Below are 21,907 nucleotides of genomic sequence, written 5' to 3'. Positions count from 1 at the left end.
CCAGATGGGTGCGCGTGGCCCGCATTTCTGCCAGCAGATCGAGTACGCCCATCGATTCAGGAACAAAGCGCGGCTGCCGGAGAAATGGCGTGATATCATCAGGATATTTGCCGCCTTTGGCAACAATTGCGAAGATATCCTTGATATGGATCATGCCGACAATATTGTCGAGATTTTCGCGGTAAACCGGGATCCTGCTGTGTCCGTGCTCGGAAAAAATATCGACAAAGTCGCTGAACGGCGAGCTTTCCTCGATAGCGATCATATCCGCGCGGGGCACGGCTATATCATCAACCCGATTGTCGCTGAAATGCAGCATGTTGCGTAGCATTTCCAGTTCCAGAGACGATACGTCGGGACGCCCGTTCGGGTCCGAATCGGCATCATTTTCATGATCATCGATGACTTCTTCGATCTGGGCACGCAGACTATTGTCTTCACTATTTCCGAATAGCAGAGCCTTCAGGCTCCGCCATATTCGTCCGGGCTCGTCATCTTCCTTGGATTGGCCGCTGCTGCGAGCCACGCCCGTGCCATTTTCCTTTTCAACGTCACTCATATTGTTTCTTGATTACCTGCTTTGCGCTTGTTCTGCGTAAGGGTTGGCGATGCCCAATGTAGCCAATGCGTTGATTTCAATATTCTCCATCACCCCTGCATCGGTCTCGTTCTCATGATCATATCCTAGCAAATGCAAGGTCCCGTGCACAATCAAATGTGTAACATGGGTAGAAAGAGAGATATCCTTTGCCAAGGCTTCGTCGCGACACGTCTCGAACGCCAGAATGATATCGCCGAGCAAGGCTTCTCCGTCGTCCGTATTCGCCAGTGTCTCGAGCAGATCCGGCTGAATTTGAGGGAACGAAAGGACATTGGTCGGCTTGTCCTTGCTACGATAAGCCTTGTTGAGGGTTTGAACTTCGGCATTGTCGGATAGCTTTACGCTAATCTCTATAGTGAAATTTCGGGTCATTATATCTGCATGCGACGATGCAGCAATAGCGGCCTTTGCCGCCCGCGCAGCCATGTCCGTCCATTCCGGCTCAACATCCCATGGTGGAGACGCGATCAGTTCAGTCTGAAGCATCTTTGCCTTCATAGGCTTCGACGATTTTCCCGACCAGCGGGTGGCGGACGACATCGCTGGCGCCAAATTCGACGACGCTGACTCGCTCGATATCCTGCAATTTGGAGACCGCATCAGCCAATCCGGAGACGGCCTCTTTCGGCAAATCGACTTGCTTGGGGTCACCGCAAATCACCATGCGGCTGTTCATACCAAAACGGGTCAGAAACATTTTCATCTGTGCTGCGGTTGTATTTTGCGCTTCGTCGAGAATGACAAAGGCGTCGGCAAGCGTTCGGCCGCGCATGAATGCGATCGGGGCGATTTCGATTTCGCCGCTCTCTATCCGTCTTTCTACCTGCTCGGCAGGAAGCGTGTCGTAAAGCGCATCGTAAAGCGGCCGTAAGAAAGGATCGACTTTTTCCTTCAGATCGCCCGGCAGAAATCCGATTTTCTCGCCTGCTTCGACCGCCGGTCGCGACAAAATTAGTCGGTCAACGGAGCCGCTGACCAACTGGGAAACCGCTTGCGCTACTGCCAGATAGGTTTTGCCGGTTCCTGCGGGGCCGAGAGCAAAAATCATATCATCGCGAGCGAGCGCTTCCATATAATGGGCCTGACGGACTGAACGCGGAAAGATATTCTTCTTACGGGTCCGGATCATCACCTTTGGTGCGTCCGCAACGTCGTCATTTCTGGTGTTGATACCGGCGGCAGATTGCTTGGCTACTTTTGCCACCCGGGGATCTGCGGCCATGGCGATAATTGCTTCAACCGCTCCAGCATCAATCTCCTGTCCCTGCTCCAGTCGGTTGTAGATACCGGTCAGGACCGCACGTGCCTGGGACACGGCTTCCTGCTCACCTTCGATCTTCAATTTTGTTCCGCGCGCCGCGATATAGACGCCGAGCCGGTTTTCAATTGCCACGATATTCCGGTCATATTCACCGAATAAGTCGCCCAAAATGTGGGCATCCTCAAACTCCAGGTCGAGACTGGTGATATTCCCCGCCGCTCCTGCCTTTGTTTTTTGAGCCATCAGGCGGCCATTCTCTCTTTGATTTCTCCGGTAAGACTGTTCGGGCCAGCGCGGGTCACTTCCGCCTCGACCAGATCGCCGATTTTCAAATCGGGCGAGATAATGTGCAATGACTGCAGCCACGGCGTCTTGCCGATCAATTGACCGTCCAGCTTGCCCTGGCGTTCCAGCAATATGTCGGTAGTGCGGCCCACGGTTTGCTGATTGAACGCATATTGCTGTTCGTTGAGCAATGCCTGCAATCTCTGCAGTCGTTCATCCATCACTTCCGGTACAATCTGATCGTCCATTCCCGCAGCCGGCGTGCCGGGACGGGGTGAATATTTGAACGAGAAAGCCTGAGAATAATTGGCGTCGCGGACAATTTGCAAGGTTGCTTCAAAATCCTGATCGGTTTCGCCCGGAAAACCAACGATGAAGTCGCCAGACAGCGCGATGTCGGGCCGCACTGCGCGCATCTGCTCAAGGATGGTGAGATAGCTTTGCACGCTATGCGAGCGGTTCATCGCCTTGAGGATACGGTCGCTGCCCGACTGGACCGGAAGATGGAGGAAGGGCATCAACTTGCCGACGTCGCCATGCGCGGCAATCAGCCCTTCAGTCATGTCGTTGGGATGGCTGGTCATATAACGAATACGCTTGAGGCCCGAAATTTTGTCGAGCGCCCTGATCAACCCGTCGAGCCCTTGCAGTTGACCGTTGTAGTCTTCACCGGTCCATGCGTTGACATTCTGGCCAAGCAGCGTGATTTCGCGCGCTCCGCCGTCGACCAGCGCCTTGGCTTCGTCGATCAGATCGCTCCAGGGGCGGGAAATTTCCGCCCCGCGAGTATAAGGGACCACGCAATAAGTACAGAATTTGTCGCACCCTTCCTGAACCGTCAGGAAAGCGGTTGGCCGGGCCTGTTTTCCGCGCGTTGGCAGGACGTCAAATTTTGATATCGCCGGCATGTCGGTATCTAGGGCCTTCTTGCCCGATTTCGCGGTTTCTATCAGTTCCGGCAATCTGTGATAGGCTTGCGGGCCAACGACGATGTCGACGCTTGGTGCACGGCGAGAAATTTCCTTGCCCTCGGCCTGCGCGACGCAACCGGCAACGGCGATCATCGGGCTGCTGCCGTCTTTGCGGCGCAAGCGCCCGATATCGGAATAGACTTTGTCGACGGCCTTTTCACGAATGTGGCAGGTGTTCAGCACCACCAGATCGGCATCATCGCCATTTTCTGCGGCGCTCATGCCCTGATCGACGAGCATTTCGGACATGCGCTCACCGTCATAGACGTTCATCTGGCAACCAAATGACTTGATATGGAATTTTTTGAGATTGGCTTGAGTCATAGTGGCTGCCTATACAATGGGTTTGCCACCCAGGGAAGCCGAAAGCGGCTCGGCGATCCGGCGCCGGGCCTCGGCTGCGATATTTTTTCTGCCCGTATAATGGTCTGGGTCAAAAGGCTCCAGAAAATGGACCTCGACCAGAAAACTGCTGCGTCGCGTGAGTAGGCGCCAGGCATTTGAAGGCGCGCTTTCGTCTCCGGTCCAGCCGATCTCGAAGGCATTCTCGCCATAGTTCAGAAATATCGGCTGCACCAATATGCCCGGTGGCGGTGTCTCCAGTACCTTGAGTAGAGGTGCCTTGAAGGGGAGGAGGGTAGAGCCGTCGCCTGTCGTGCCTTCGGGAAAGATCGTGATCGCCCAGGTTTCCTCCAGTGCATCGCGCAACTGGTTGATCTGCTGTGCAATGCCCATTCGGTCTGACCGCGCAACAAAAACGGTGTCATTGAGCCGGCAGAGCCAGCCGATAATCGGCCAATTCCCGATTTCTTCCTTTGAAACAAACGCGGTGCCGCTGTGGCCGCCAAGGATCGCGATATCGACCCAGGACAGATGGTTGGAAATGAAAAACACGTCGCGCTTGATTGGAGTGCCGACAATATTGACCCGCGCACCGCATGCAAAAGCGGCGATCTTGAGAAATGTCCTTGGCCAAGGATTGGATAAGCGCAGAAATCGCCAAATATAATAGAATGGGATGCAGAGAAACAGGGCTGTGAAGAGCAATATTACGCGAAGTGCAAATCTCAAATAGCCCAATGGGGATGCTCCATTCCATAGCCGGTAAGCCATGGGCTGGTTGTCGAACGCGCGCGCATCGGGATCGGGGGCAGGCACTTCAGCTTTTTCTGGCGAGAGATACGCCATAAAGCTCCATGCGATGGTCAACCAATCGATAACCCAGTTTTTCGGCGATCTGCTTTTGCAGCGCTTCAAGTTCCGGGTCGACAAATTCGATTACTTTGCCGGTTTCTACATCGATCAAATGATCGTGGTGCGATTCTGGAACAGCTTCATAGCGGGCGCGACCATCGCCAAAGTCGTGACGGTCCAATATGCCGGCTTCTTCGAACAGACGGACTGTCCGGTAGACGGTTGCGATTGAAATGCGGGAGTCAACGGCTGAAGCCCGCTCATGCAGGGTTTCAACGTCTGGATGATCCTCGGCATCGGATATGACGCGTGCGATTACCCGGCGCTGATCAGTGATCCGCAGCCCTTTTTCCGCACATAATGCTTCAAGATCAATTTTTTGGGGCATGGACCCTTTCCGTTACCTCTGGGGAAGACTCTATGCGGGGAGTTCGAGATTGCAAAGCGAAAATTGCGGCAATGGTGCCGCAATTTTCTAAACTTGATGCAATAATTGGCCGATTTATTTCTTTGGGCCCTTTTTCTTGCCGAGGCCGATTGCCTTGGCAAGTTGACGGCGCTTTTCTGCGTAATTGGGAGCAACCATCGGATAGTCGTTTGGCAGGCCCCATTTTGCGCGATAATCTTCCGGAGTCATGCCGTAGTGAGTCATCAAGTGGCGTTTCAGCATCTTGAGCTTCTTGCCGTCTTCCAAGCAGACTACATAGTCCGGCTTGATTGATGATTTGATCGGAACGGCAGGGTCGGGACGCGCTTGTTCGGCTGCTTTGCCCGAAAGACCCGCTAGGGCTCCGTGCACACTGCTGATGATAAGCGGCAAATCCGACACGGCAACGCTGTTGTTGCTTACATGTGCGGCGACGATGTCTGAAGTGAACGTAATAAGCATCTCATTCAGAGCAATTTCTTCTTCTGTCATAATATTATACCTTTGTGCGACCATTGTTTTTATTATTTTGCTTTTACAGCGCCGGGATATTTACACGAACGGCTGTAGGCTGCAACTGTCAAACCGATGAATATTTCCCGAAAGTCTAGTCGGTGAACATTGTCTTATAAGTAATGGCGTCGAATTTTTCCTTCGACGGCCCGGTATAATAGTCCTTGCGCAATCCGATCTTGTAGAAGCCAAATTCGGCATAGAGTTTCGCAGCCGGATTATCGGCTCTCATTTCCAGAAAGACGGCTGAGACATCATCGTTTCGAGCGGTCAGCAACATATGTTCTAGCAAGTGATGCCCGACACCTTGACGCTGGTGGTCGGGACAGACGGCGATCATTAGGAGTTCTTCTTCATCGGCTGCCTGACGGCTGATCACGAAACCGCAGACAATGTTGTTCATCTTTGCGATTATCAGTTTTGCGCTAGGCATCGAGAGCATCGAGCGGCATTGATGATGGTTCCACCCCTCGCCATAGGTCTTTGGAAAAGCGCGATCCATGACGCGCATGATGTCGCTTAAATTTCCGACGTCGCCTGTCTGGATCTCTATAGGAGCCGGATCATATCCATCCCACGATCCTTGGCGACTGGCCATTGGTCAGGCGACTTTCACTGGCTGGGCGTCCGGCTTGCGTCCATAGATTGGCTTGGATGACATATTCTTCATATCATTGGCTATTAAAGAGACTTGTGAGGCATTTGGCAAGATTGGAAAATGAACATCCGCCCTAACTAGCTCGGCGAGTTCTGCAGAGGCTGAGCCAGCAATGATATTCGCGTGGACCTGTTCGGCAGCCTGTTCTGGCGTCAGTGACGCAAGCGCGCCTAAAGCTTCACCAGTTTCGGAAAAATTCTGAACGAAATATTCGCCGTGCCCCGCAAGCATCGCCACGCAGACAGGCTGCGCAGTCTCTAGCTGGTTCCGGGCCTGTGCAGCGACCAGCGCCAGGCAGGAATATCCGTTGATTTCCGCGCCCCAAGCAAGTGCTAGAGCCTTTGCTGCGGAAATGCCGATACGGACGCCCGTGAAGCTGCCCGGACCGCAATTCACCAAGATTTTGTCGGCTTTGCCCCGATCAGGAAGTCCTGCAATCGCTGGGATCAGTTTCTCGGCATGGCCCCGTCCGATCTCGGCATAATCGGAGGCGATCAAAGCGCCATCTTCGAACAGTGCGACCGAGCAGGCCACGGTGGCCGTGTCGATTGCGAGGAGTCGCTCGCCCATTGCCTAGTCAGATCAAACTGTTGAATTTGTCGAATTCGGGTCGTGGACTGCGTTCAAAAATTGTCGTCGGATCGCCATAGCCCAGCGTCGAAATGAAGTTGGATTTGACCTTGGGTTGATCGGCGAAAAATTCTTTATCGACAGCGTCATTGTCGAAACCTGACATCGGGCCGGTGTCGAGGCCGAGCGCGCGGGCCGCGAGAATGAAATAGCCGCCTTGTAGCGAACTGTTGCGCATGGCGTGTATCTTGCGCGCTTCGGCATCGCCAGCGAACCAGCTTTTGGCGTCGGCATGCGGAAAAAGCTCCGGCAAATGCTCGTGAAAATCCTCATCCATACCGATGATCACGGTAACAGGTGCTTTGCGGATCTTGTCTTGATTGCCTTCCGATGACACGTCAGCCAGCCGGTCTTTGGCTTGCTGGCTATGGCACCAGACCAGACGGGCCGGTAGCATGTTGGCACTGGTCGGGCCCATTTTCATCAGATTCCAAATAGCGTGCAACTGATCCACGGACACTGGCTTGTCATGATAGCCGTTAAAAGTGCGTGCTTCGAGAAACAGCTGAGCCAGCGCCGCTTTATCCAGTGGGGAATTCATTGATTTGCCTTTGTCTAAATCGAAAATTTATGCTGCTTGGACTTCGATGACCTCGGGAACATAATGTTTCAGCAAGGATTCGATTCCCTGCTTCAGCGTAGCAGACGATGACGGGCATCCCGCGCAGGCGCCCTGCATTTTCAGAAATACCGTGCCTTTGTTGAAGCCGCGATAGACAATATCGCCGCCGTCATTGGCCACCGCCGGGCGAACCCGGGTTTCGATCAGTTCCTTGATTTGCGCCACGATATCCGCATCTTCCGGATCGTCATGGACTTCTTCTTCGGGAGGTACTGTAATTTCGCCAGCGCTGCCTGATTTGAAAAGGGGGAGCCCGGCCGAAAAATGGTCGAGCAATATGCTCAAGACCTGAGGTTTCTGATCGGACCAATCCGCTCCGGGACCGCATGTTACCGAGATGAAATCCGAACCGAAGAACACGCCCGTAACATCGCCGAGCGTGAACAAGGCTTCTGCCAGCGGAGAAATTTCAGCATCTTCCGGCGACGCGAAGTCGCGGGTTCCATCAGACATAACGGGCTGTCCGACCAGGAATTTGAGGGTCGAGGGGTTTGGTGTTTTTTCTGTTTCTATTAGCATGTCTGTTATCTGGCGATTAATGGCGGCGCTATCAAGGGTTAAACTCTGTCCAGCCATCGCTTTGAACGCAATTGCAGGGAATATTCACTGGCCAGTCAGAATGGGCCTGCTTATATCCGCAACATGAACCCCATATCTTTCAGTCCAAACCGATTTTTGTCACTTGTCTGTTTTGCATTCTGCATGCTGGCTACGCCAGTTCAGGTCGCTGCAAAGCCGGTGGAGAGCAACGAACCTCTGCCGTGGCTCTATAAAAACAGCGATGTTCCGGTCGACAGGAGCTGGATATTTGGCGAACTGGACAATGGTTTGCGCTATGCGGTCAAGCGCAATGGTGTGCCACCGGGGCAGGTGTCTATCCGCATGCGAATGGATGTCGGTTCGCTGATGGAGACCGAACAGGAACAGGGATTTGCCCATTTCATGGAACATCTCACCTTCCGCGGATCGACCCACGTGCCTGATGGAGAAGCGAAACGAGTTTGGCAGAGATTGGGCGCAACATTTGGCAGCGATAGCAATGCCGAAACTTCTCCAACGCAAACTGTCTACAAGCTGGACTTGCCCAATGCCAACCGCACCAGTCTCGACGAAAGTCTGAAAATCTTGTCCGGGATGGCAAGCTCGCCGGGCCTGAGCGTAACCGCGGTAAATGCCGAGCGTCCGGTCGTATTGGCCGAATTGCGGGAGCGGGCAGGGCCGCAGTCGAACGTGCAAAATGCAACGCGAGAATTATTTTTTGCCGGGCAACTGCTAGCAAGTCGGGCGCCGATCGGGACGCCGGAAACGTTGAGCGCTGCGACACCGCAAATGCTGCAACTATTCCATCAACGCTGGTATCGCCCGGAGCAGACCGTGATTGTAATCGCCGGAGACGGCGAGCCGGAATTGTTCGAGGAACTGTTGAAGAAGCATTTTTCGGATTGGAAGGGCAAAGGCAAGGCGGGTAGTATTCCGGACTTTGGGCAACCCCAGGATACAGCCGATATCAGCCAGATCATAATCGAGCCCAACGTTCCGCGGTTCATCTCGATGATCATTGCGCGGCCATGGGAACAAGTCGAGGATACGATAGTCTATAACCAACAGATTTTGATCGATCTGTTGGCCTTGCAAATGATCAATCGCCGTCTGGAAGCACGGGCGAGATCTGGAGGCAGCTATCTGCAGGCTAGCGTCGGGCAGGATGATGTTAGCCGTTCGGTTGACGGAACCTTCATCAGTATCATTCCGCTAGGTGATGATTGGGAGGCTGCGTTGTCGGATGTCCGGGGAGTCATCGCCGATGCCACTGCAATTGCACCTTCCGAAGCAGATATTGCCCGCGAAATCGCTGAATTTGACGCAGCGCTTGCGATCGGCGTCGAAGGCTATCCCAGCGAAGACGCGCGGAAGCAGGCTGACGATATAGTGAATGCTGTCGATATTCGGGAAACCGTCGCGACTCCCAAGGTCGCACTGGATGTTTTTCGGGCAATGCGCGATTTATACACGCCGGAAAGATTGCTCGAATCGACGAGGAAGCTGTTCACGGGCGTCTCGACACGGGCCTTGATGACATCGCCCGATGTTATTGAAAGCGGGAAAACAAGGCTGGCCAATGCGTTGCGCAACACTGTCGATGCAGCGAACGACGTCCGCGTCGTTCAGTCCGATCTCGGTTTCGACTCGCTAAAAAGAATCGGGAAAAAGGGGGCGATTAAAACGACCAAAAAGATAGAACGCTACGAAGTGGAGCAGCTTGAGCTCGCAAATGGCGTCCGGGTTCTGCTGTATCCGAACACAGGGGAGCGCAACAAGATCATGGTCAATGCCCGGTTCGGCAATGGCTATGCCGGTTTGTCACCTCAGCAAGAATCCTTCGCATGGTCTGGCGCTCTGGCGTTGATGGCCAGCGGTGTTGCCAATCTCGGGCAGGAGGAGCTCGACAAAATCACCACCGGCCGACGGATTGGTCTGAGCTTCGATATCGATAATGATGCGTTCGAGATTACTGCTAATACCAGACCCTCGGACCTGGAAGATCAGCTGCATCTCATCGCGGCAAAACTGGCTTTTCCGCGCTGGGATTCGGCACCGGTCATCCGCGGCAAAGCGGCTTCGTTGATCAGTTATGACAGTTTCTCCGCATCTCCACAGGCGGTTCTGGAGCGGGATCTGGAATGGCTGATACGCGGGAAAGATCCTCGCTGGAAGACACCGGACAAAGAGGATTTCGATCGTTTGACCGCTGAAAACTTTAAAAATTTCTGGAAACCAATTCTCGCCAGCGGACCAATTGAACTGATGCTGTTCGGCGATTTTGATCGGGACCAAGCGGTTGAATCCATATTGAAGACCTTCGGGGCATTGAAGAAGCGTAAGGCCAATCCCGTTCTGCCCGAGGCAACATCACCACATTTTCCGGCAGCTCAGCCTGGCCCGGAAATTCTGGTCCACAATGGAGACACGGACAGGGCTGCTGCGATGGTCGCCTGGCCGACCGGCGGCGGCCTTGAAAAAGTCCGGGAAAGTCGCAAACTGGAAGTATTGGTTTCCATTTTCAATGATCGTCTATTCGAAATTCTTCGTTCCCAGCAGGGGGCAAGCTATAGTCCGCAAGTGTTCAATAGCTGGCCGGTCGACTTTCAAACGGGTGGTTATATTGGCGCGCAGAGTCAATTGACGCCGGATAATATCGACCGATTCTACAATGTAGTCGCCTTGATTGCCAAGGATCTGCGTGAAAAGCCGGTGAGCGACGACGAACTGACGCGCGTGGTTGAACCCTTGCGCCAGCTAATCGCGCGGGCCAGCAGTGGCAATTCATTCTGGATGAGCCAGATGGAGGGGGCGAGTTATAATCCACAGAAATTTGTGGCTCTGAGAACTCTCTTGAGCGACTATACCGTCATTACGCCGGCAGAAGTGCAGGCTCTGGCAATAAAATATCTTGATGACGCGACGAAATGGAAGCTCGTTGTTCTGCCTGAAAACAGCAATGTCGCGGTCAATGACAACGAACCGGCAGCTTCGCGAATGGACGCCGCGGGCACCAATTAGATCGAATCGACCAGCGCCAGTATCTGTTCATTTGTGGGCCGCTTCTTGAAATCACCAGATACGGACTTTGCGAGAATCTTGCCATTTTGATCGATGACGAAGACCGATGCATAGGGAACGCCAGCGGCGCGGCCTTCGGTATATTGCGGGTCGCGCAATCCAAATTCATCAATTAGGCCCGATTTCTGGTCGGACAGCATATCGTATCGCAACATCTGGTTTTTCGAGAACCGGTCTTGCTGATCCGGGCTGTCATAGGTCAGACCATAGAGATTATATCCACGGTCTTTGAGATCGTCCACGATCGAGTTGATCGACTTCAATTGTGTCTGACAATAGGGGCACCATTCCACTGAACGGGTGAATACAACAAGTGCTGGTCCGTTTCCCAGGATTGTTCCCAGAGATGTCTCACCGTCTTTGCTCACGAGACCGGTCGCCACGGGCACTTGTTCTCCAACCCCCAGTCCAGCGTCGATACTGTCTGCTGTGGTGATTGGTGCGACAATGATCTCGGGTTTGTTTTCCGTCTCGCCGGTGACTTCGGAAACCGGTTCGGGAACCGGTTCAGAGCAAGCGGATAGCCCCGCGATAGCAATAGATGACAATAGCAAAGCGGTACGGATCATGACGGACTCCATTCAATTTTCCTTGTTACCTTTCGAGGTTGAAGGAATTTTTGTTACAGCGACCACCACAAATCCGACAAGGAGCAGTTGCAACCGCAGTTTATCCAGCGCATCGGCGCTTCGATATTACCATCATAATATATATTTTGACAGGTCGGTATCCTTGGCAACATCCGATAACTGCTTATCGACATAGGCCCCGTCGATGGTAATTTCTTCGCCGGCGCGGTCTTCGGCGGTAAAGCTTATTTCTTCGAGCAGTTTTTCCATGACGGTCTGGAGACGGCGAGCACCGATATTTTCAACCGTTTCGTTCACATTTGCCGCAATTTCAGCAAGCTTCTTGATTGCATCTTCGGTGATTTTGATCGTCACGTCTTCGGTGCCGAGCAGAGCGATATACTGCTCTGTCAAATTCGCTCTGGTTTCGGTTAGAATTCTCACGAAATCTTCTTCGGTCAGCGCCCGTAATTCGACCCGGATTGGCAAACGTCCCTGCAATTCGGGAAGCATGTCGCTGGGTTTGGATATTGAAAAGGCGCCGGATGCGATGAACAGGATATGGTCCGTTTTCATCGGTCCATATTTGGTCGCAACCGTAGTGCCCTCTATCAATGGCAGGAGATCTCGCTGGACACCCTCGCGGCTGACCGAACCGCCCCGAACGTCACTAACCGCGATCTTGTCGATTTCATCGAGAAATACGATGCCGTTGGACTCTGCGTCAGTGATCGCTGCTCGGGAAATGTCATCGTCGTCGAGCCGCTTGTCTGACTCTTCTTCTACCAGTTTGTCCCAGGCATCCGCTACCCGCATTTTCCGGCGTTTCAAGCGGCTTTGATTGAATGCTTTGCCCATCATGTCGGACAAGTTGATCATTCCGACCTGGCCACCCATGCCGGGGATGTCCATCGGTGTATTTGGCACGTCCTCGACTTCAATCTCGATTTCGGTATCGTTCATATGGTCGTCGACCACCCGTTGGCGAAAGCTTTCCCGCGTGGCTTCGCTGGCGCTTTCCCCGCATAACACGTCGAGCAGCCTTTTCATCGCTGCATCCGCTGCTGCTTCGTGCACAGCCAGTCGACGGCGCTCGCGTTCCAGACGGACAGCCTCTTCGGCGAGGTCGCGGGCAATCTGTTCGACGTCGCGGCCGACATAGCCGACTTCGGTAAACTTGGTGGCTTCGACCTTGATAAACGGCGCATCTGCGAGCTTCGCTAAGCGGCGGGAAATTTCTGTTTTGCCGCAACCCGTGGGCCCGATCATCAGTATATTTTTAGGGGTCACTTCATCACGGAGTTCTGAGGGCAACCGCTGTCTGCGCCAGCGGTTTCGCAAAGCGACGGCTACGGCGCGCTTTGCATCCTGCTGGCCGATAATATGTTCGTCGAGAGCCTTGACGATAGCTTTGGGGGTCAGGTTCGCCTGCATGCTAATTTTCTCTTTGTTATTGAGTGTAACGGATACGACAATGATTAAGTATCGCTATCGAGCGTTTCAATCGTGACCTGGTCGTTAGTGAACACGCAAAGTTCGGCTGCAATCTCCATCGATTTCCGGGCCAGTTTCTCGGCGTCCTTTTCATACTCTTTCAAAGCACGCGCGGCCGAGAGAGCAAAATTTCCACCGGAACCGATCGCTGCGATTCCTTCTATCGGTTCGAGCACGTCGCCATTGCCGGTCAGGATCAATGTAACGTCCTTGTCGGCGACAATCATCAGGGCCTCGAGATTACGGAGATATTTATCGGTCCGCCAGTCCTTTGCCAGCTCAACCGCTGCGCGCATCAACTGGCCATTGTGGCGTTCGAGCTTTGCTTCAAGTCGTTCGAATAAAGTGAAAGCGTCTGCGGTAGCACCGGCAAAGCCGCCAATCACCGATCCGTCGTGCAATTGCCGTACCTTGCGGGCGTTTGGCTTCATCACGGTATTTCCCATGGATACCTGGCCGTCGCCAACGACGACAACTTTGCCATTTTTTCGTACCGATAGGATTGTTGTGCCATGCCATTGCTGCAGGCCATGTTGCTGATTTTCTGTCATGAAACCGGATATGGGTAATCTGTTCCAGATGTGCAACCAATGGCTGCGCCGCTCTTCGATATCCGAAGAACTCACGAACGGAATTTTCGTTCTTCTGTCTTTAATGGATGCAAAAAAAATGGCGACCAATTGGCCGCCATTTTCAAATTTCTATGCCTGAATTAATTCAGGGGGAGGTTGGCGTATCTTCGCTGCCGTCGGCTGCGATGATGATGCCACCGATCACTGCTGCTGCTGCGAGGATAGCAATGATGATGCCCGATCCGCCTTCAATGTTATTTTCTTTTTCTACGGTTGCACCGATACGGGCAACAGAAGAAACAGGCTGTGCAGCCTGTGCCAAGACGGGTGCGCTTACAAGCGACGCAGCTGCTGCTGCAGCCATTCCAATTTTACCGAAACGCATAATTTGCTCCTTCAGGGTTTCGCATTTAACTCAATACGCATTAGCCATTGGCATATGACTCTAGCGAAATCAACCATCATATTGTTCAGAATGGCAATTTTGCTGATCAGTTGCAAAGATCACACAGGTCGACATCTGCCGATAAATTGATCGCTATCGATGACCAATGTGCTTGTTAGTTAATTCTGATCCAGCGCTCTCACAAAAACTTGCGGAATTGCGGGGTTGTTCCAATTCAAGACGTTAACCATCGACGCGAAATTGGCGCTGGATAAGATGGATAATAAATTGTTAACAGCATGGCATGGACAGAGAAACATTCAGACCGCTGGTTTTGCCTAACGAAGGCATAAGGCATCCTTTTCGCCAAAGCCTTCCTGCAGAAATTGTGCAAATAGCGAGGGAAGAACATGGTCGAGAGGCCGCTGCGCCTTCCAAAGGGAAATGGCTAGGCGATGACGCCAGCTTGTTTCTACTGAGCTTCCTTACCTTTTTCACTGCATTTTATATGTTCATCATCTGATTCAGCATCAACCGCTGATCAGTCGCACGCGCGATGGAGCTGCTGTCCGAGCCAGGCGGCTATCACACACATGGCCGCCACCAACAAAAGTTGCTCCGTCGTCGAAACGCCCAATATGCTGAGGCCCATCGCCGCCAATGCACCAATTACCATGCAACCGGAGTTGACCACATTATTTGCCGCGATGGTGCGGGCGGTTTGGCTGATGTCGACGGTTGTGGTCAGAAAGGCGTAAAGAGGTACCACAAACATGCCACCGAAGATGGATACTCCTCCGAGAGTCGCCAGCAGAGACCAGGCGCCGTCATGGACGATGAAAGTATCGAATGTGTAGAGTTCGCCGTTCGACAAACCCTGCCAACTGCGTGTGATAAAGTAGAGAATGAGAACGGAGACGCCCATCATAATGACGCTCACCGGCGCAAAACGGGCAGACACTTCACTTTTTAACAGTCGATTGACGAGGATAGAGCCGACCGCGATCCCGACCGAAAACACGCCGAGGAAAAGGCTGGCGACTTGCGGGGTGGCGGTCAGGACATTTTCTACCAGTGGTGGAAACTGGATGATCAGCACCGAACCGATGGTCCAGAAAAAGCTGATCGCGATGATCGCCAGATATAATTTGCGAACATGCAAGGTTGCTGAAATAAGATGGAATGACGAACGGATAAAGTTAAAGTCGATTTTTTCCACTTCTTTCTGCGCCGGTGCCGGTGGCATGAACTGGGCCGCCACGCGGCCAATCAGCGCCACGAGAAACACGGTTACGACCGCGATTTCGACGCCATTGCCATCTTTGTCGATTATGATCCCGCCAAGTATAGTGCCCGCCAGGATCGCGATATAGGTTCCCGCTTCGACAAGCCCGGTGCCTGCCAGCACTTCATCTTTCTCCAGATGTTGCGGAAGCACGGCATATTTGATCGGCCCAAAGAAGGTGGACTGCAGTCCGAGAAGGAATAATGCGGTCAGCATTATCGGAATCGAATGCAGCCAAAGACCGATCCCGCCGATCATGGCAATGAATATCTCGAGCGTTTTTACGAATCGGGTGATCTTTGCCTTGTCGTAATTGTCCGCCAATTGGCCCGCCAGCGACGAGAATAAGAAAAAGGGCAGAATGAACAGGCCAGAGGCGAGGGCGTTAAACGCAAAATCCTCTGATTCACTGTCATAAATCCCGTAAGTTACGAGAATGACCATCGAGAATTTGAACAGATTGTCGTTGAATGCCCCCAGCAACTGCGTCAGGAACAGCGGCAAAAAACGTCTTGTCCGCAGCAAATGCGCAGTATTTTGCATCAATTGAAAATCTCTTTTCGGAGGATAAATTGGTTGGTGCTCTATCCTTAGCCCACTGAGCCGCGGGGTCAAATCGAATGACGGGCGCCGATAGGCTGTTTCCGTCCTCCGGTTGATCGAAACGATTTTCATTTTACGCAAATCTGTTTATGCGCAAGCCACGATGCTGAATTTGCCAAACATATTAACGCTCTCGCGAATCTTCGCGGTACCAATTCTGGTTTTCCTGTTGTGGCCCAATTTTACCGTGCCAAGGTCGCAGCCGCTGCCGATCGACTATCTGCTGGCATTCGGACTATATTGTTTGATGGCGGTGACCGACTATTTCGACGGCTATCTTGCCCGGTCCCAAGGTACTGTTTCCAAACTGGGAATTTTTCTGGATCCGATCGCCGATAAAATCATGATTGCTGCAGTGGTGCTTATGCTGGTGTTCACCCGTGATATCAACGGATGGCATACGATCGCAGCGCTCGTCATTTTATTGCGGGAAATCACCGTTTCCGGTTTGCGGGAATTTCTTGCCGGTTTGCAGGTTAGCGTTCCTGTTTCGCAACTGGCGAAGTGGAAGACCGGGTTCCAGATGATTTCGCTCGGTGCTTTGATATTGGCTGGCGGATTGCCGCAATTTCCGATTGTTCAAACCGTCGGTTTGTGGACGCTTTGGGCGGCTGCGATTTTGACCTTGATAACCGGATGGGATTATTTGCGGGTCGGTTTGAAGCACATGGATTGATGGGTCGTTCGATCAACATCGTATATTTCGCTTGGGTGCGTGAACGGCTTGGTCTCGATAATGAATCGGTTTTGCTGGATGAAAAGGTTAGGACGATCGCTGATGTCCTGACCCTGCTTAACAAGCGTGGCGTGGCTTATTCGGAAATTCTTTCCGACGTCACAAAATTGCGTTTCGCTCTCGATCAGGACTATGGAACCCCCGCATCACTAGTCGGTTCAGCGAAGGAACTGGCGATCTTCCCGCCGGTAACCGGCGGATGATAAAGATAGAAGTAGGAGTCGCGGACTTCGATATCGGTTCGGAGACGCTGGGTGCCGCAAGTTACGGTGGAGGAGCGATCGCCAGTTTTGTCGGCCAGGTCCGGGATGATGGCAATCTGCAAAGCCTCGAGCTGGAACATTATCCGGCAATGACGGAGAAAGCGCTTCGGGAGATTGCAGAGACAGCTAAAAACGACTGGTCTCTGCACGCGGTGACGATTATCCACCGAGTAGGTAAGCTGGCGATAGGCGAAAATATAGTTCTTGTAGTAACCTCCTCGGATCACCGCGAAGCGGCTATGGAGGCCTGTTCCTTCATCATGGATCGATTGAAGACCGTGGCGCCATTCTGGAAGAAAGAAGTCCGGCTTGATGGGGCGGAACAGTGGGTTGAAGAGCGTGAATCCGATATCAAAGCATCGAAACAGTGGGACAAATAGAGCAATCTGCTATTTTGGGTTGTTGGAAACCCAGTTTTGCGCGCCCTTCATGATTTCCGCCAACAGCTGAAACTCGCTGCGCCGGGGGCTGTTCGTCCGCCAGACCAGCGCAATATCACGCGTGGCACTTTCAGATATCAGCGGCCTTGCGACAATATTGGTGTGATCCAAAATACCGCTATCGATTGCCATTTTGGGAAGCAGAGTCAGGCCTAGGCCGTTGTCTACCATCTGGACCAAAGTGTGCAGCGAGGTTCCCATCATCCTAGCCGAAGCTCTCAACTCTGGCCGATTGCAGGCCGCCAACGCATGATCTTTGAGGCAGTGCCCGTCCTCGAGCAATAATAATTGCGTCTCGTCGAGCGCTGCAGGATCGATCATTGCCGGCGGATCACGTGGATCGTCTTTGGGGAAAGCCACGAATATCTCGTCGCTGAACAGGATTTCAGACTCAACATCGCCGCATGGAAATGGCAGTGCCAGTAACACGCAATCAGCATGGCCATGATGCAGCGAATCGCATGCGGCCTGACTAGTCTCTTCCTTCAGGTAAAGCTTGAGTTCCGGACGTTCCTTGCGCAGTTGCGGTAGCAAGCGGGGCAATAGAAAGGGCGCGATCGTCGGAATGACGCTCATCCGGACATTGCCGGCCAGTGGCTTGCCAGCCGATCGGGCCATTTCGGAGAGCTCTTCTGCCTCGCGCAGGATGCGATAGGCTTTCTCCACCATCTGATTGCCCAGTTCGGTGAATCGTACGACCCGACGGGTCCGTTCCACCAGAACGATGTCGAGCAACGTTTCCAGTTCCTTGATGCCTGCCGACAATGTGGATTGGGTAACGAAGCAGGATTCCGCCGCTTTGCCGAAATGGCCATGTTCTTTTAGCGCCACCAGATATTGCAATTGCTTGAGCGTGGGTAGGTAAGTGGACATTATCGAGGCTTTCGATCAGTGTTTGGCGTTTGATGCAATATAGTGATTACTGACTCAATGCAAAGCTTCACCAAATTTGAGTTTCAAGAAAAGACTGGAAATAGTGGTTTGTCGTGCCTATTTTATAAATCTTCGCAACATCCGGAGAATATTTATGTTTCGGGCACTGGGCGCCTATCTAGATTCCATCAAGGCGCGTGATCCGGCACCGCGATCGCGCTGGGAAGTGCTGTTATATCCGGGTGTGTTGGCCGTCGGTATGCACCGTTTGGCGCATTGGCTGTTCAGGGGCGAACTCTATTTCTTCGCCCGCTTAATCAACCATCTTTCGAGATTCTTGACGGCGATCGACATCCATCCAGGCGCTAAAATCGGGCGGCATCTGTTTATCGATCACGGCTTTACAGTGATCGGCGAGACCGCTGAAATCGGTGATAATGTTACCATCTACCAATGTGTGACACTGGGCGGCACCAACCCGACAAACGGGGTTGGCGGCAAACGGCACCCCTCGCTTGAGGATGATGTGATCCTGGGTGCTGGCGCCCAGGTGCTCGGTCCGATCACCGTTGGCAAGCGGGCACGTGTCGGTGCCAACGCGGTGGTGACACAGGACGTTCCGGAAGGCGCCACCATGGTTGGTGTCAGAGCACGCCCGACCCTGATCGAGGCTAACGAATATCAGAAGGATTTCGTCCCGTACGGAACGCCGTGCAGCGAGATTTTCGATCCGTCGACGCAAAAGCTTGAGATGCTGCAATGCGAAATGGAACAATTACAGAAACGTATCGCCGCCTTCGCCGAAGAGCGGAGCAGCAATGGCAAAAAGACTGCGACAAAGGGACGTGATCGCGCTTGATGCGGGTTACCGGATCCAATGTTTCGGCTTTCCCGCAGCGGGGCGGGCCATCCCAGGTGGGGTTTGAACGACCGGAAATGGAACGGATTCTTGGCCTCTATGGCCGGATGGTGGCCGCTGGACACTGGAAAGACTATGCCATGGATATGCGCCGCGATGTCGCGATTTTCGCGGCTTTCCGCCGAGCATCGGAACGGCCTCAGATAAGGATCGAGAAACGCCCGGCTGACCGCAACCGTCAAGGTATGTGGTCATTGCACGGCGAGCAGGGACAGGTTTTGAAACGTGGCCATGATCTTGCGGGTATATTAGCGCCAGTCGAACGCAAGCTCGTAAAGCTGGTTGCCGAATAGAGAAGCAAGGCGTTCTACAATCTAAGCTGCGAAGGGAAGCTAACCTTCTGCTGCATCAGTGTCGAGCGCATAACCTGCTGATCTTACCGTGCGAATCATGTCGGCTCGGCCATCTGCATTAAGCGCTTTGCGGAGACGGCGAATGTGGACATCAACGGTGCGCAGCTCGATATCGCTATCCTGACCCCAAACGCTGTCGAGCAGGCGCTCGCGGGAAAAAACCCAATTGGGGTGTTCCAGAAAATGACGGAGCAGACGAAATTCGGTCGGCCCGAGGGCGATAGTATCCCCGCCGCGTTTGACCTTATGACCAACGGTATCCATTTCCAGATCGCCGAAGGCCAATTTTTCACCCGCCAGCGCCGGACGAACGCGGCGCAAAACCGCTTTGACCCGGGCGATAAGTTCGCGCGGACTGAACGGCTTGGTAATATAGTCGTCAGCGCCGGTTTCCAGGCCTCGGATCTTGTCCTCTTCTTCACCGCGCGCGGTCAGCATGATGATCGGAATATTGGCAGTTTCCGATGAACGGCGCAGTCGCCGGCAGACCTCGATGCCGGAAAGGCTTTCCAGCATCCAGTCGAGCAATATCACATCCGGACGATGTTCCTGCACCAGCAAAAGCGCTTCTTCGCCATCAGTGGTGTGAATAACGTCATATTCTTCTTTTTTAAAATTCCACGACAAGAGTTCTGCCAAAGCGGCGTCATCTTCTACCAGCAATAATTTCGCATTGGGCATCAGTCGGCATCATCGCTCAGGACATCATCAAGCGGATCGGTCGGGTCTTCTCCGCGGGTTCGCTCGGGCATTGGCTCACCGGTAGCGGCAAAATAGACCATTTCGGCGACATTGGTCGCATGATCACCGATGCGTTCCAGATTCTTGGCTATGAACAGAAGATGCGCTGCTTCACCAATATCCTTGGGATTTTCGACCATGTGAGTGATGACGGCGCGGAATATGCTATTGTAGAAATCATCGACGATCTGATCACGCCGGTTAACTTCCATCGCCAGTTCGGTATCGCGCCGGGCAAAGGCGTCCAGCGCATCGCGGACCAGTTCGCTGGCAATTTTGGACATCGAGGGAAGCAATGAAATCGGTGCCATCCGCCGGGTCTGGGTGACGATCGGTACACGTTTGGCAATATTCTTTGCATAGTCGCCGATGCGTTCAACCACCCCGGAAATTTTGAAAGTGGCAATCAATTCTCTCAGGTCATCGGCCATCGGTGCTCGCAAGGCGATCGTCTGAAAGGTCAGATCGTCGATCCGTTTCTCAAGATCGTCAATCAGCTTGTCTTCCCTGACTACTTCGGCCGCCAGTTCCAGATCGCTGTTCTCCAGCGCGCGCATCGCTTTGGCTATCGCCTGTTCGCTGCGACCACCAATTTCCGCGACCATACCGCGCAACTGATTGATGTCGGAATCGAAAGCTTTGACGGTATGTTCTGTCCCACTATTGACCATTATCTGTTCCTAATTATCTGCGGGTTAGCCGTAGCGACCGGTGATATAATCCCGTGTCTTTTCTTTGCGCGGATTGGTGAAAATGTCTGTGGTCTCGCCATATTCGACCAAAGTACCAAGGTGAAAGAACGCGGTTTTCTGCGAAACACGTGCCGCTTGCTGCATATTGTGCGTCACGATGACGATAGCATATCGCCCGCGCAGCTCGTGAATCAGCTCTTCGATCTTTGCTGTGGCAATCGGATCGAGAGCCGAGCAAGGCTCGTCCATCAGGATCACTTCGGGATCAACCGCGATCGCGCGAGCGATACACAGGCGCTGTTGCTGGCCGCCCGACAATGCCGTGCCACTGTCCTGCAGCCGGTCTTTCACTTCGCCCCAGAGACCGGCGCGCTGCAATGAAGATTCTACGATATGGTCCAGCTCTTCCTTTCCGGTAGCCAGTCCGTGTATCCGCGGACCATAAGCGATATTGTCGTAGATTGACTTGGGGAAGGGATTGGGTTTCTGAAACACCATGCCGACCCGCGCGCGCAACTGCACGACATCCATTTGCGGCGCATAAATATCATCGCCTTCCAAGGTGATATCACCGGTGACGCGGGCGATCGGAATAGTATCATTCATTCGGTTCATGCAGCGCAGAAAAGTCGATTTGCCACAGCCGGAAGGGCCGATAAATGCGGTGACACTATCCATGTTCACGTCGATCGACACGTCGTTGATCGCTTGCTTGTCGCCGTAGAAGACATCGACATTGCGAGCGGTCATTTTCGGTGTGCCGCCTTCGCTCGTCGCGCCTGTTGTAGCCGGATCTGTCATATATACGCTTTCACTCGGTTCTTGCATTTTCTGATCATCATTCATCGGGACATCTACCAGCGGGTTTCAAAACGATTACGCAGATAGATTGCCAGCGCGTTCATCGTCAGGAGGAACAATAATAATATGATGATCGCCGCGGATGTCTTCTCGACAAACCCGCGGTCGACTTCGTCGGACCAGAGGAATATCTGGACCGGCAACACGGTTGCCGGATCGGTGATCCCGCTCGGTGGCGTCGCGATAAAAGCGCGCATGCCGATCATCAGCAAGGGAGCGGTTTCACCCAGCGCCCGGGCCATACCGATGATGGTTCCGGTCAATATGCCGGGTAGCGCGAGCGGCAGAACATGGTGAAACACCACCTGCAACGGACTTGCTCCGATACCCAGCGCGGC

At 53.2% G+C, this 21,907-nt stretch carries 28 protein-coding genes; 7 read left to right on the top strand and 21 right to left on the bottom strand.

Going from position 1 to position 21,907, the window contains the following annotated elements; genetic code table 11:
- The 11 genes from V7680_RS10855 to V7680_RS10805 all read right to left on the bottom strand — a co-directional run.
- Positions 1-559: CBS domain-containing protein (locus V7680_RS10855; RefSeq protein ID WP_335653289.1), on the bottom strand; the 559-nt coding region annotated here is incomplete at its 3' end.
- Between the two features lie 12 nt (positions 560-571).
- Positions 572-1,087: an rRNA maturation RNase YbeY gene (gene ybeY, locus V7680_RS10850; RefSeq protein WP_335653288.1), complete on the bottom strand. Its 516-nt coding sequence runs from the start codon at positions 1,085-1,087 to the stop codon at positions 572-574.
- Positions 1,074-2,105, bottom strand: coding sequence for a PhoH family protein (locus V7680_RS10845; protein ID WP_335653287.1), 1,032 nt, complete (start codon positions 2,103-2,105; stop codon positions 1,074-1,076). The genes ybeY and V7680_RS10845 overlap by 14 nt, the downstream gene beginning before the upstream one ends.
- The gene (gene miaB, locus V7680_RS10840; protein ID WP_335653286.1) at positions 2,105-3,442 is read right to left on the bottom strand and encodes a tRNA (N6-isopentenyl adenosine(37)-C2)-methylthiotransferase MiaB; all 1,338 of its coding nucleotides are present in this window, start codon (positions 3,440-3,442) and stop codon (positions 2,105-2,107) included. The genes V7680_RS10845 and miaB overlap by 1 nt, the downstream gene beginning before the upstream one ends.
- A gap of 9 nt (positions 3,443-3,451) precedes the next feature.
- The gene (locus tag V7680_RS10835) at positions 3,452-4,306 is read right to left on the bottom strand and encodes a lysophospholipid acyltransferase family protein (RefSeq protein ID WP_335653285.1); all 855 of its coding nucleotides are present in this window, start codon (positions 4,304-4,306) and stop codon (positions 3,452-3,454) included.
- Positions 4,278-4,700, bottom strand: a complete 423-nt coding sequence (locus V7680_RS10830; RefSeq protein WP_176279436.1) for a Fur family transcriptional regulator — start codon at positions 4,698-4,700, stop codon at positions 4,278-4,280. Before V7680_RS10830 ends, V7680_RS10835 begins: the two co-directional genes overlap by 29 nt.
- Positions 4,701-4,814: 114 nt before the next feature.
- The gene (locus V7680_RS10825) at positions 4,815-5,231 is read right to left on the bottom strand and encodes a MucR family transcriptional regulator (protein WP_335653284.1); all 417 of its coding nucleotides are present in this window, start codon (positions 5,229-5,231) and stop codon (positions 4,815-4,817) included.
- Positions 5,232-5,346: 115 nt separating this feature from the next.
- A complete protein-coding gene (gene rimI, locus V7680_RS10820; RefSeq protein WP_335653283.1) occupies positions 5,347-5,850 on the bottom strand; it encodes a ribosomal protein S18-alanine N-acetyltransferase in 504 nt (167 codons plus the stop codon).
- 3 nt (positions 5,851-5,853) lie between these two features.
- Positions 5,854-6,480: a tRNA (adenosine(37)-N6)-threonylcarbamoyltransferase complex dimerization subunit type 1 TsaB gene (gene tsaB, locus V7680_RS10815; RefSeq protein WP_335653282.1), complete on the bottom strand. Its 627-nt coding sequence runs from the start codon at positions 6,478-6,480 to the stop codon at positions 5,854-5,856.
- Between the two features lie 7 nt (positions 6,481-6,487).
- Positions 6,488-7,081 (bottom strand): malonic semialdehyde reductase, encoded by a 594-nt coding sequence (locus tag V7680_RS10810; RefSeq protein ID WP_335653281.1) that lies wholly within the window; start codon positions 7,079-7,081, stop codon positions 6,488-6,490.
- A 27-nt stretch (positions 7,082-7,108) separates the two neighbouring features.
- On the bottom strand, positions 7,109-7,681 hold the full coding sequence (locus V7680_RS10805) for a NifU family protein (protein ID WP_335653280.1): 573 nt from the start codon (positions 7,679-7,681) through the stop codon (positions 7,109-7,111).
- Between the two features lie 183 nt (positions 7,682-7,864).
- On the opposite strand from V7680_RS10805, the gene V7680_RS10800 reads away from it, so the two are divergent.
- Positions 7,865-10,723, top strand: coding sequence for a M16 family metallopeptidase (locus V7680_RS10800; protein ID WP_335653279.1), 2,859 nt, complete (start codon positions 7,865-7,867; stop codon positions 10,721-10,723).
- On the opposite strand, the gene V7680_RS10795 is transcribed toward V7680_RS10800, so the two are convergent.
- The 4 genes from V7680_RS10795 to V7680_RS10780 all read right to left on the bottom strand — a co-directional run bounded on the left by V7680_RS10795 (position 10,720) and on the right by V7680_RS10780 (position 13,803).
- A complete protein-coding gene (locus V7680_RS10795; protein ID WP_335653278.1) occupies positions 10,720-11,352 on the bottom strand; it encodes a peroxiredoxin family protein in 633 nt (210 codons plus the stop codon). The two genes, V7680_RS10800 and V7680_RS10795, sit on opposite strands and share 4 nt — an antisense overlap.
- Positions 11,353-11,484: 132 nt before the next feature.
- On the bottom strand, positions 11,485-12,786 hold the full coding sequence (hslU, locus tag V7680_RS10790) for an ATP-dependent protease ATPase subunit HslU (RefSeq protein ID WP_335653277.1): 1,302 nt from the start codon (positions 12,784-12,786) through the stop codon (positions 11,485-11,487).
- A 44-nt stretch (positions 12,787-12,830) separates the two neighbouring features.
- Positions 12,831-13,397: an ATP-dependent protease subunit HslV gene (gene hslV, locus V7680_RS10785; protein ID WP_335653291.1), complete on the bottom strand. Its 567-nt coding sequence runs from the start codon at positions 13,395-13,397 to the stop codon at positions 12,831-12,833.
- Positions 13,398-13,563: 166 nt separating this feature from the next.
- Positions 13,564-13,803, bottom strand: coding sequence for a hypothetical protein (locus V7680_RS10780; RefSeq protein WP_335653276.1), 240 nt, complete (start codon positions 13,801-13,803; stop codon positions 13,564-13,566).
- Between the two features lie 304 nt (positions 13,804-14,107).
- Here V7680_RS10780 and V7680_RS10775 point away from each other — a divergent pair, with 304 nt between their 5' ends.
- Positions 14,108-14,326, top strand: a complete 219-nt coding sequence (locus V7680_RS10775) for a hypothetical protein (protein WP_335653275.1) — start codon at positions 14,108-14,110, stop codon at positions 14,324-14,326.
- A gap of 18 nt (positions 14,327-14,344) precedes the next feature.
- Here the strand turns inward: V7680_RS10775 and V7680_RS10770 are convergent, their stop codons facing one another.
- Positions 14,345-15,631 carry an MFS transporter gene (locus V7680_RS10770; RefSeq protein ID WP_335653274.1) on the bottom strand — a complete coding sequence of 429 codons (1,287 nt, stop codon included), beginning with the start codon at positions 15,629-15,631 and terminating at the stop codon, positions 14,345-14,347.
- Positions 15,632-15,794: 163 nt separating this feature from the next.
- Between V7680_RS10770 and pgsA the strand changes: the two genes are divergently transcribed.
- The 3 genes from pgsA to V7680_RS10755 are packed head-to-tail and all read left to right on the top strand — an operon-like array spanning position 15,795 to position 17,070.
- On the top strand, positions 15,795-16,367 hold the full coding sequence (pgsA, locus tag V7680_RS10765; protein WP_335653273.1) for a CDP-diacylglycerol--glycerol-3-phosphate 3-phosphatidyltransferase: 573 nt from the start codon (positions 15,795-15,797) through the stop codon (positions 16,365-16,367).
- Positions 16,367-16,630 (top strand): molybdopterin converting factor subunit 1, encoded by a 264-nt coding sequence (moaD, locus tag V7680_RS10760; protein WP_335653272.1) that lies wholly within the window; start codon positions 16,367-16,369, stop codon positions 16,628-16,630. The genes pgsA and moaD overlap by 1 nt, the downstream gene beginning before the upstream one ends.
- Positions 16,627-17,070, top strand: a complete 444-nt coding sequence (locus tag V7680_RS10755; RefSeq protein WP_335653271.1) for a molybdenum cofactor biosynthesis protein MoaE — start codon at positions 16,627-16,629, stop codon at positions 17,068-17,070. The genes moaD and V7680_RS10755 overlap by 4 nt, the downstream gene beginning before the upstream one ends.
- A gap of 9 nt (positions 17,071-17,079) precedes the next feature.
- Here the strand turns inward: V7680_RS10755 and V7680_RS10750 are convergent, their stop codons facing one another.
- On the bottom strand, positions 17,080-18,003 hold the full coding sequence (locus V7680_RS10750) for a hydrogen peroxide-inducible genes activator (RefSeq protein WP_335653270.1): 924 nt from the start codon (positions 18,001-18,003) through the stop codon (positions 17,080-17,082).
- A 154-nt stretch (positions 18,004-18,157) separates the two neighbouring features.
- On the opposite strand from V7680_RS10750, the gene epsC reads away from it, so the two are divergent.
- Both epsC and V7680_RS10740 read left to right on the top strand, forming a co-directional pair.
- On the top strand, positions 18,158-18,862 hold the full coding sequence (epsC, locus tag V7680_RS10745) for a serine O-acetyltransferase EpsC (protein WP_335653269.1): 705 nt from the start codon (positions 18,158-18,160) through the stop codon (positions 18,860-18,862).
- Positions 18,862-19,215: a DUF2794 domain-containing protein gene (locus V7680_RS10740; protein ID WP_335653290.1), complete on the top strand. Its 354-nt coding sequence runs from the start codon at positions 18,862-18,864 to the stop codon at positions 19,213-19,215. The genes epsC and V7680_RS10740 overlap by 1 nt, the downstream gene beginning before the upstream one ends.
- A 39-nt stretch (positions 19,216-19,254) precedes the next feature.
- Here V7680_RS10740 and phoB read toward each other — a convergent pair whose 3' ends face one another.
- The 4 genes from phoB to V7680_RS10720 all read right to left on the bottom strand — a co-directional run.
- Entirely contained in the window at positions 19,255-19,956 is a 702-nt protein-coding gene (gene phoB / locus V7680_RS10735; RefSeq protein ID WP_335653268.1) for a phosphate regulon transcriptional regulator PhoB, read from the bottom strand.
- Positions 19,956-20,687 (bottom strand): phosphate signaling complex protein PhoU, encoded by a 732-nt coding sequence (gene phoU, locus V7680_RS10730; RefSeq protein ID WP_335653267.1) that lies wholly within the window; start codon positions 20,685-20,687, stop codon positions 19,956-19,958. The genes phoB and phoU overlap by 1 nt, the downstream gene beginning before the upstream one ends.
- 24 nt (positions 20,688-20,711) lie before the next feature.
- The gene (gene pstB, locus V7680_RS10725) at positions 20,712-21,509 is read right to left on the bottom strand and encodes a phosphate ABC transporter ATP-binding protein PstB (protein ID WP_335653266.1); all 798 of its coding nucleotides are present in this window, start codon (positions 21,507-21,509) and stop codon (positions 20,712-20,714) included.
- A gap of 53 nt (positions 21,510-21,562) precedes the next feature.
- On the bottom strand, positions 21,563-21,907 hold a 345-nt coding region (locus tag V7680_RS10720), incomplete at its 5' end, for an ABC transporter permease subunit (RefSeq protein ID WP_335653265.1).

This window comes from Parasphingorhabdus sp., from assembly GCF_036963705.1.
Taxonomy (GTDB): domain Bacteria; phylum Pseudomonadota; class Alphaproteobacteria; order Sphingomonadales; family Sphingomonadaceae; genus Parasphingorhabdus.
Note: the sequence above shows the minus strand (reverse complement) of the source record. Positions and strands in the feature narration are given on the sequence as shown.

What these genes read in the sequence shown, in the direction of transcription:
- ybeY (WP_335653288.1), bottom strand. Translation starts at nt 1,087, where the DNA reads ATGCTTCAGACTGAACTGATCGCGTCTCCACCATGGGATGTTGAGCCG.
- V7680_RS10845 (WP_335653287.1), bottom strand. Translation starts at nt 2,105, where the DNA reads ATGGCTCAAAAAACAAAGGCAGGAGCGGCGGGGAATATCACCAGTCTC.
- miaB (WP_335653286.1), bottom strand. Translation starts at nt 3,442, where the DNA reads ATGACTCAAGCCAATCTCAAAAAATTCCATATCAAGTCATTTGGTTGC.
- V7680_RS10835 (WP_335653285.1), bottom strand. Translation starts at nt 4,306, where the DNA reads ATGGCGTATCTCTCGCCAGAAAAAGCTGAAGTGCCTGCCCCCGATCCC.
- V7680_RS10830 (WP_176279436.1), bottom strand. Translation starts at nt 4,700, where the DNA reads ATGCCCCAAAAAATTGATCTTGAAGCATTATGTGCGGAAAAAGGGCTG.
- V7680_RS10825 (WP_335653284.1), bottom strand. Translation starts at nt 5,231, where the DNA reads ATGACAGAAGAAGAAATTGCTCTGAATGAGATGCTTATTACGTTCACT.
- rimI (WP_335653283.1), bottom strand. Translation starts at nt 5,850, where the DNA reads ATGGCCAGTCGCCAAGGATCGTGGGATGGATATGATCCGGCTCCTATA.
- tsaB (WP_335653282.1), bottom strand. Translation starts at nt 6,480, where the DNA reads ATGGGCGAGCGACTCCTCGCAATCGACACGGCCACCGTGGCCTGCTCG.
- V7680_RS10810 (WP_335653281.1), bottom strand. Translation starts at nt 7,081, where the DNA reads ATGAATTCCCCACTGGATAAAGCGGCGCTGGCTCAGCTGTTTCTCGAA.
- V7680_RS10805 (WP_335653280.1), bottom strand. Translation starts at nt 7,681, where the DNA reads ATGCTAATAGAAACAGAAAAAACACCAAACCCCTCGACCCTCAAATTC.
- V7680_RS10800 (WP_335653279.1), top strand. Translation starts at nt 7,865, where the DNA reads ATGCTGGCTACGCCAGTTCAGGTCGCTGCAAAGCCGGTGGAGAGCAAC.
- V7680_RS10795 (WP_335653278.1), bottom strand. Translation starts at nt 11,352, where the DNA reads ATGATCCGTACCGCTTTGCTATTGTCATCTATTGCTATCGCGGGGCTA.
- hslU (WP_335653277.1), bottom strand. Translation starts at nt 12,786, where the DNA reads ATGCAGGCGAACCTGACCCCCAAAGCTATCGTCAAGGCTCTCGACGAA.
- hslV (WP_335653291.1), bottom strand. Translation starts at nt 13,397, where the DNA reads ATGACAGAAAATCAGCAACATGGCCTGCAGCAATGGCATGGCACAACA.
- V7680_RS10780 (WP_335653276.1), bottom strand. Translation starts at nt 13,803, where the DNA reads ATGCGTTTCGGTAAAATTGGAATGGCTGCAGCAGCAGCTGCGTCGCTT.
- V7680_RS10775 (WP_335653275.1), top strand. Translation starts at nt 14,108, where the DNA reads ATGGACAGAGAAACATTCAGACCGCTGGTTTTGCCTAACGAAGGCATA.
- V7680_RS10770 (WP_335653274.1), bottom strand. Translation starts at nt 15,631, where the DNA reads ATGCAAAATACTGCGCATTTGCTGCGGACAAGACGTTTTTTGCCGCTG.
- pgsA (WP_335653273.1), top strand. Translation starts at nt 15,795, where the DNA reads ATGCTGAATTTGCCAAACATATTAACGCTCTCGCGAATCTTCGCGGTA.
- moaD (WP_335653272.1), top strand. Translation starts at nt 16,367, where the DNA reads ATGGGTCGTTCGATCAACATCGTATATTTCGCTTGGGTGCGTGAACGG.
- V7680_RS10755 (WP_335653271.1), top strand. Translation starts at nt 16,627, where the DNA reads ATGATAAAGATAGAAGTAGGAGTCGCGGACTTCGATATCGGTTCGGAG.
- V7680_RS10750 (WP_335653270.1), bottom strand. Translation starts at nt 18,003, where the DNA reads ATGTCCACTTACCTACCCACGCTCAAGCAATTGCAATATCTGGTGGCG.
- epsC (WP_335653269.1), top strand. Translation starts at nt 18,158, where the DNA reads ATGTTTCGGGCACTGGGCGCCTATCTAGATTCCATCAAGGCGCGTGAT.
- V7680_RS10740 (WP_335653290.1), top strand. Translation starts at nt 18,862, where the DNA reads ATGCGGGTTACCGGATCCAATGTTTCGGCTTTCCCGCAGCGGGGCGGG.
- phoB (WP_335653268.1), bottom strand. Translation starts at nt 19,956, where the DNA reads ATGCCCAATGCGAAATTATTGCTGGTAGAAGATGACGCCGCTTTGGCA.
- phoU (WP_335653267.1), bottom strand. Translation starts at nt 20,687, where the DNA reads ATGGTCAATAGTGGGACAGAACATACCGTCAAAGCTTTCGATTCCGAC.
- pstB (WP_335653266.1), bottom strand. Translation starts at nt 21,509, where the DNA reads ATGACAGATCCGGCTACAACAGGCGCGACGAGCGAAGGCGGCACACCG.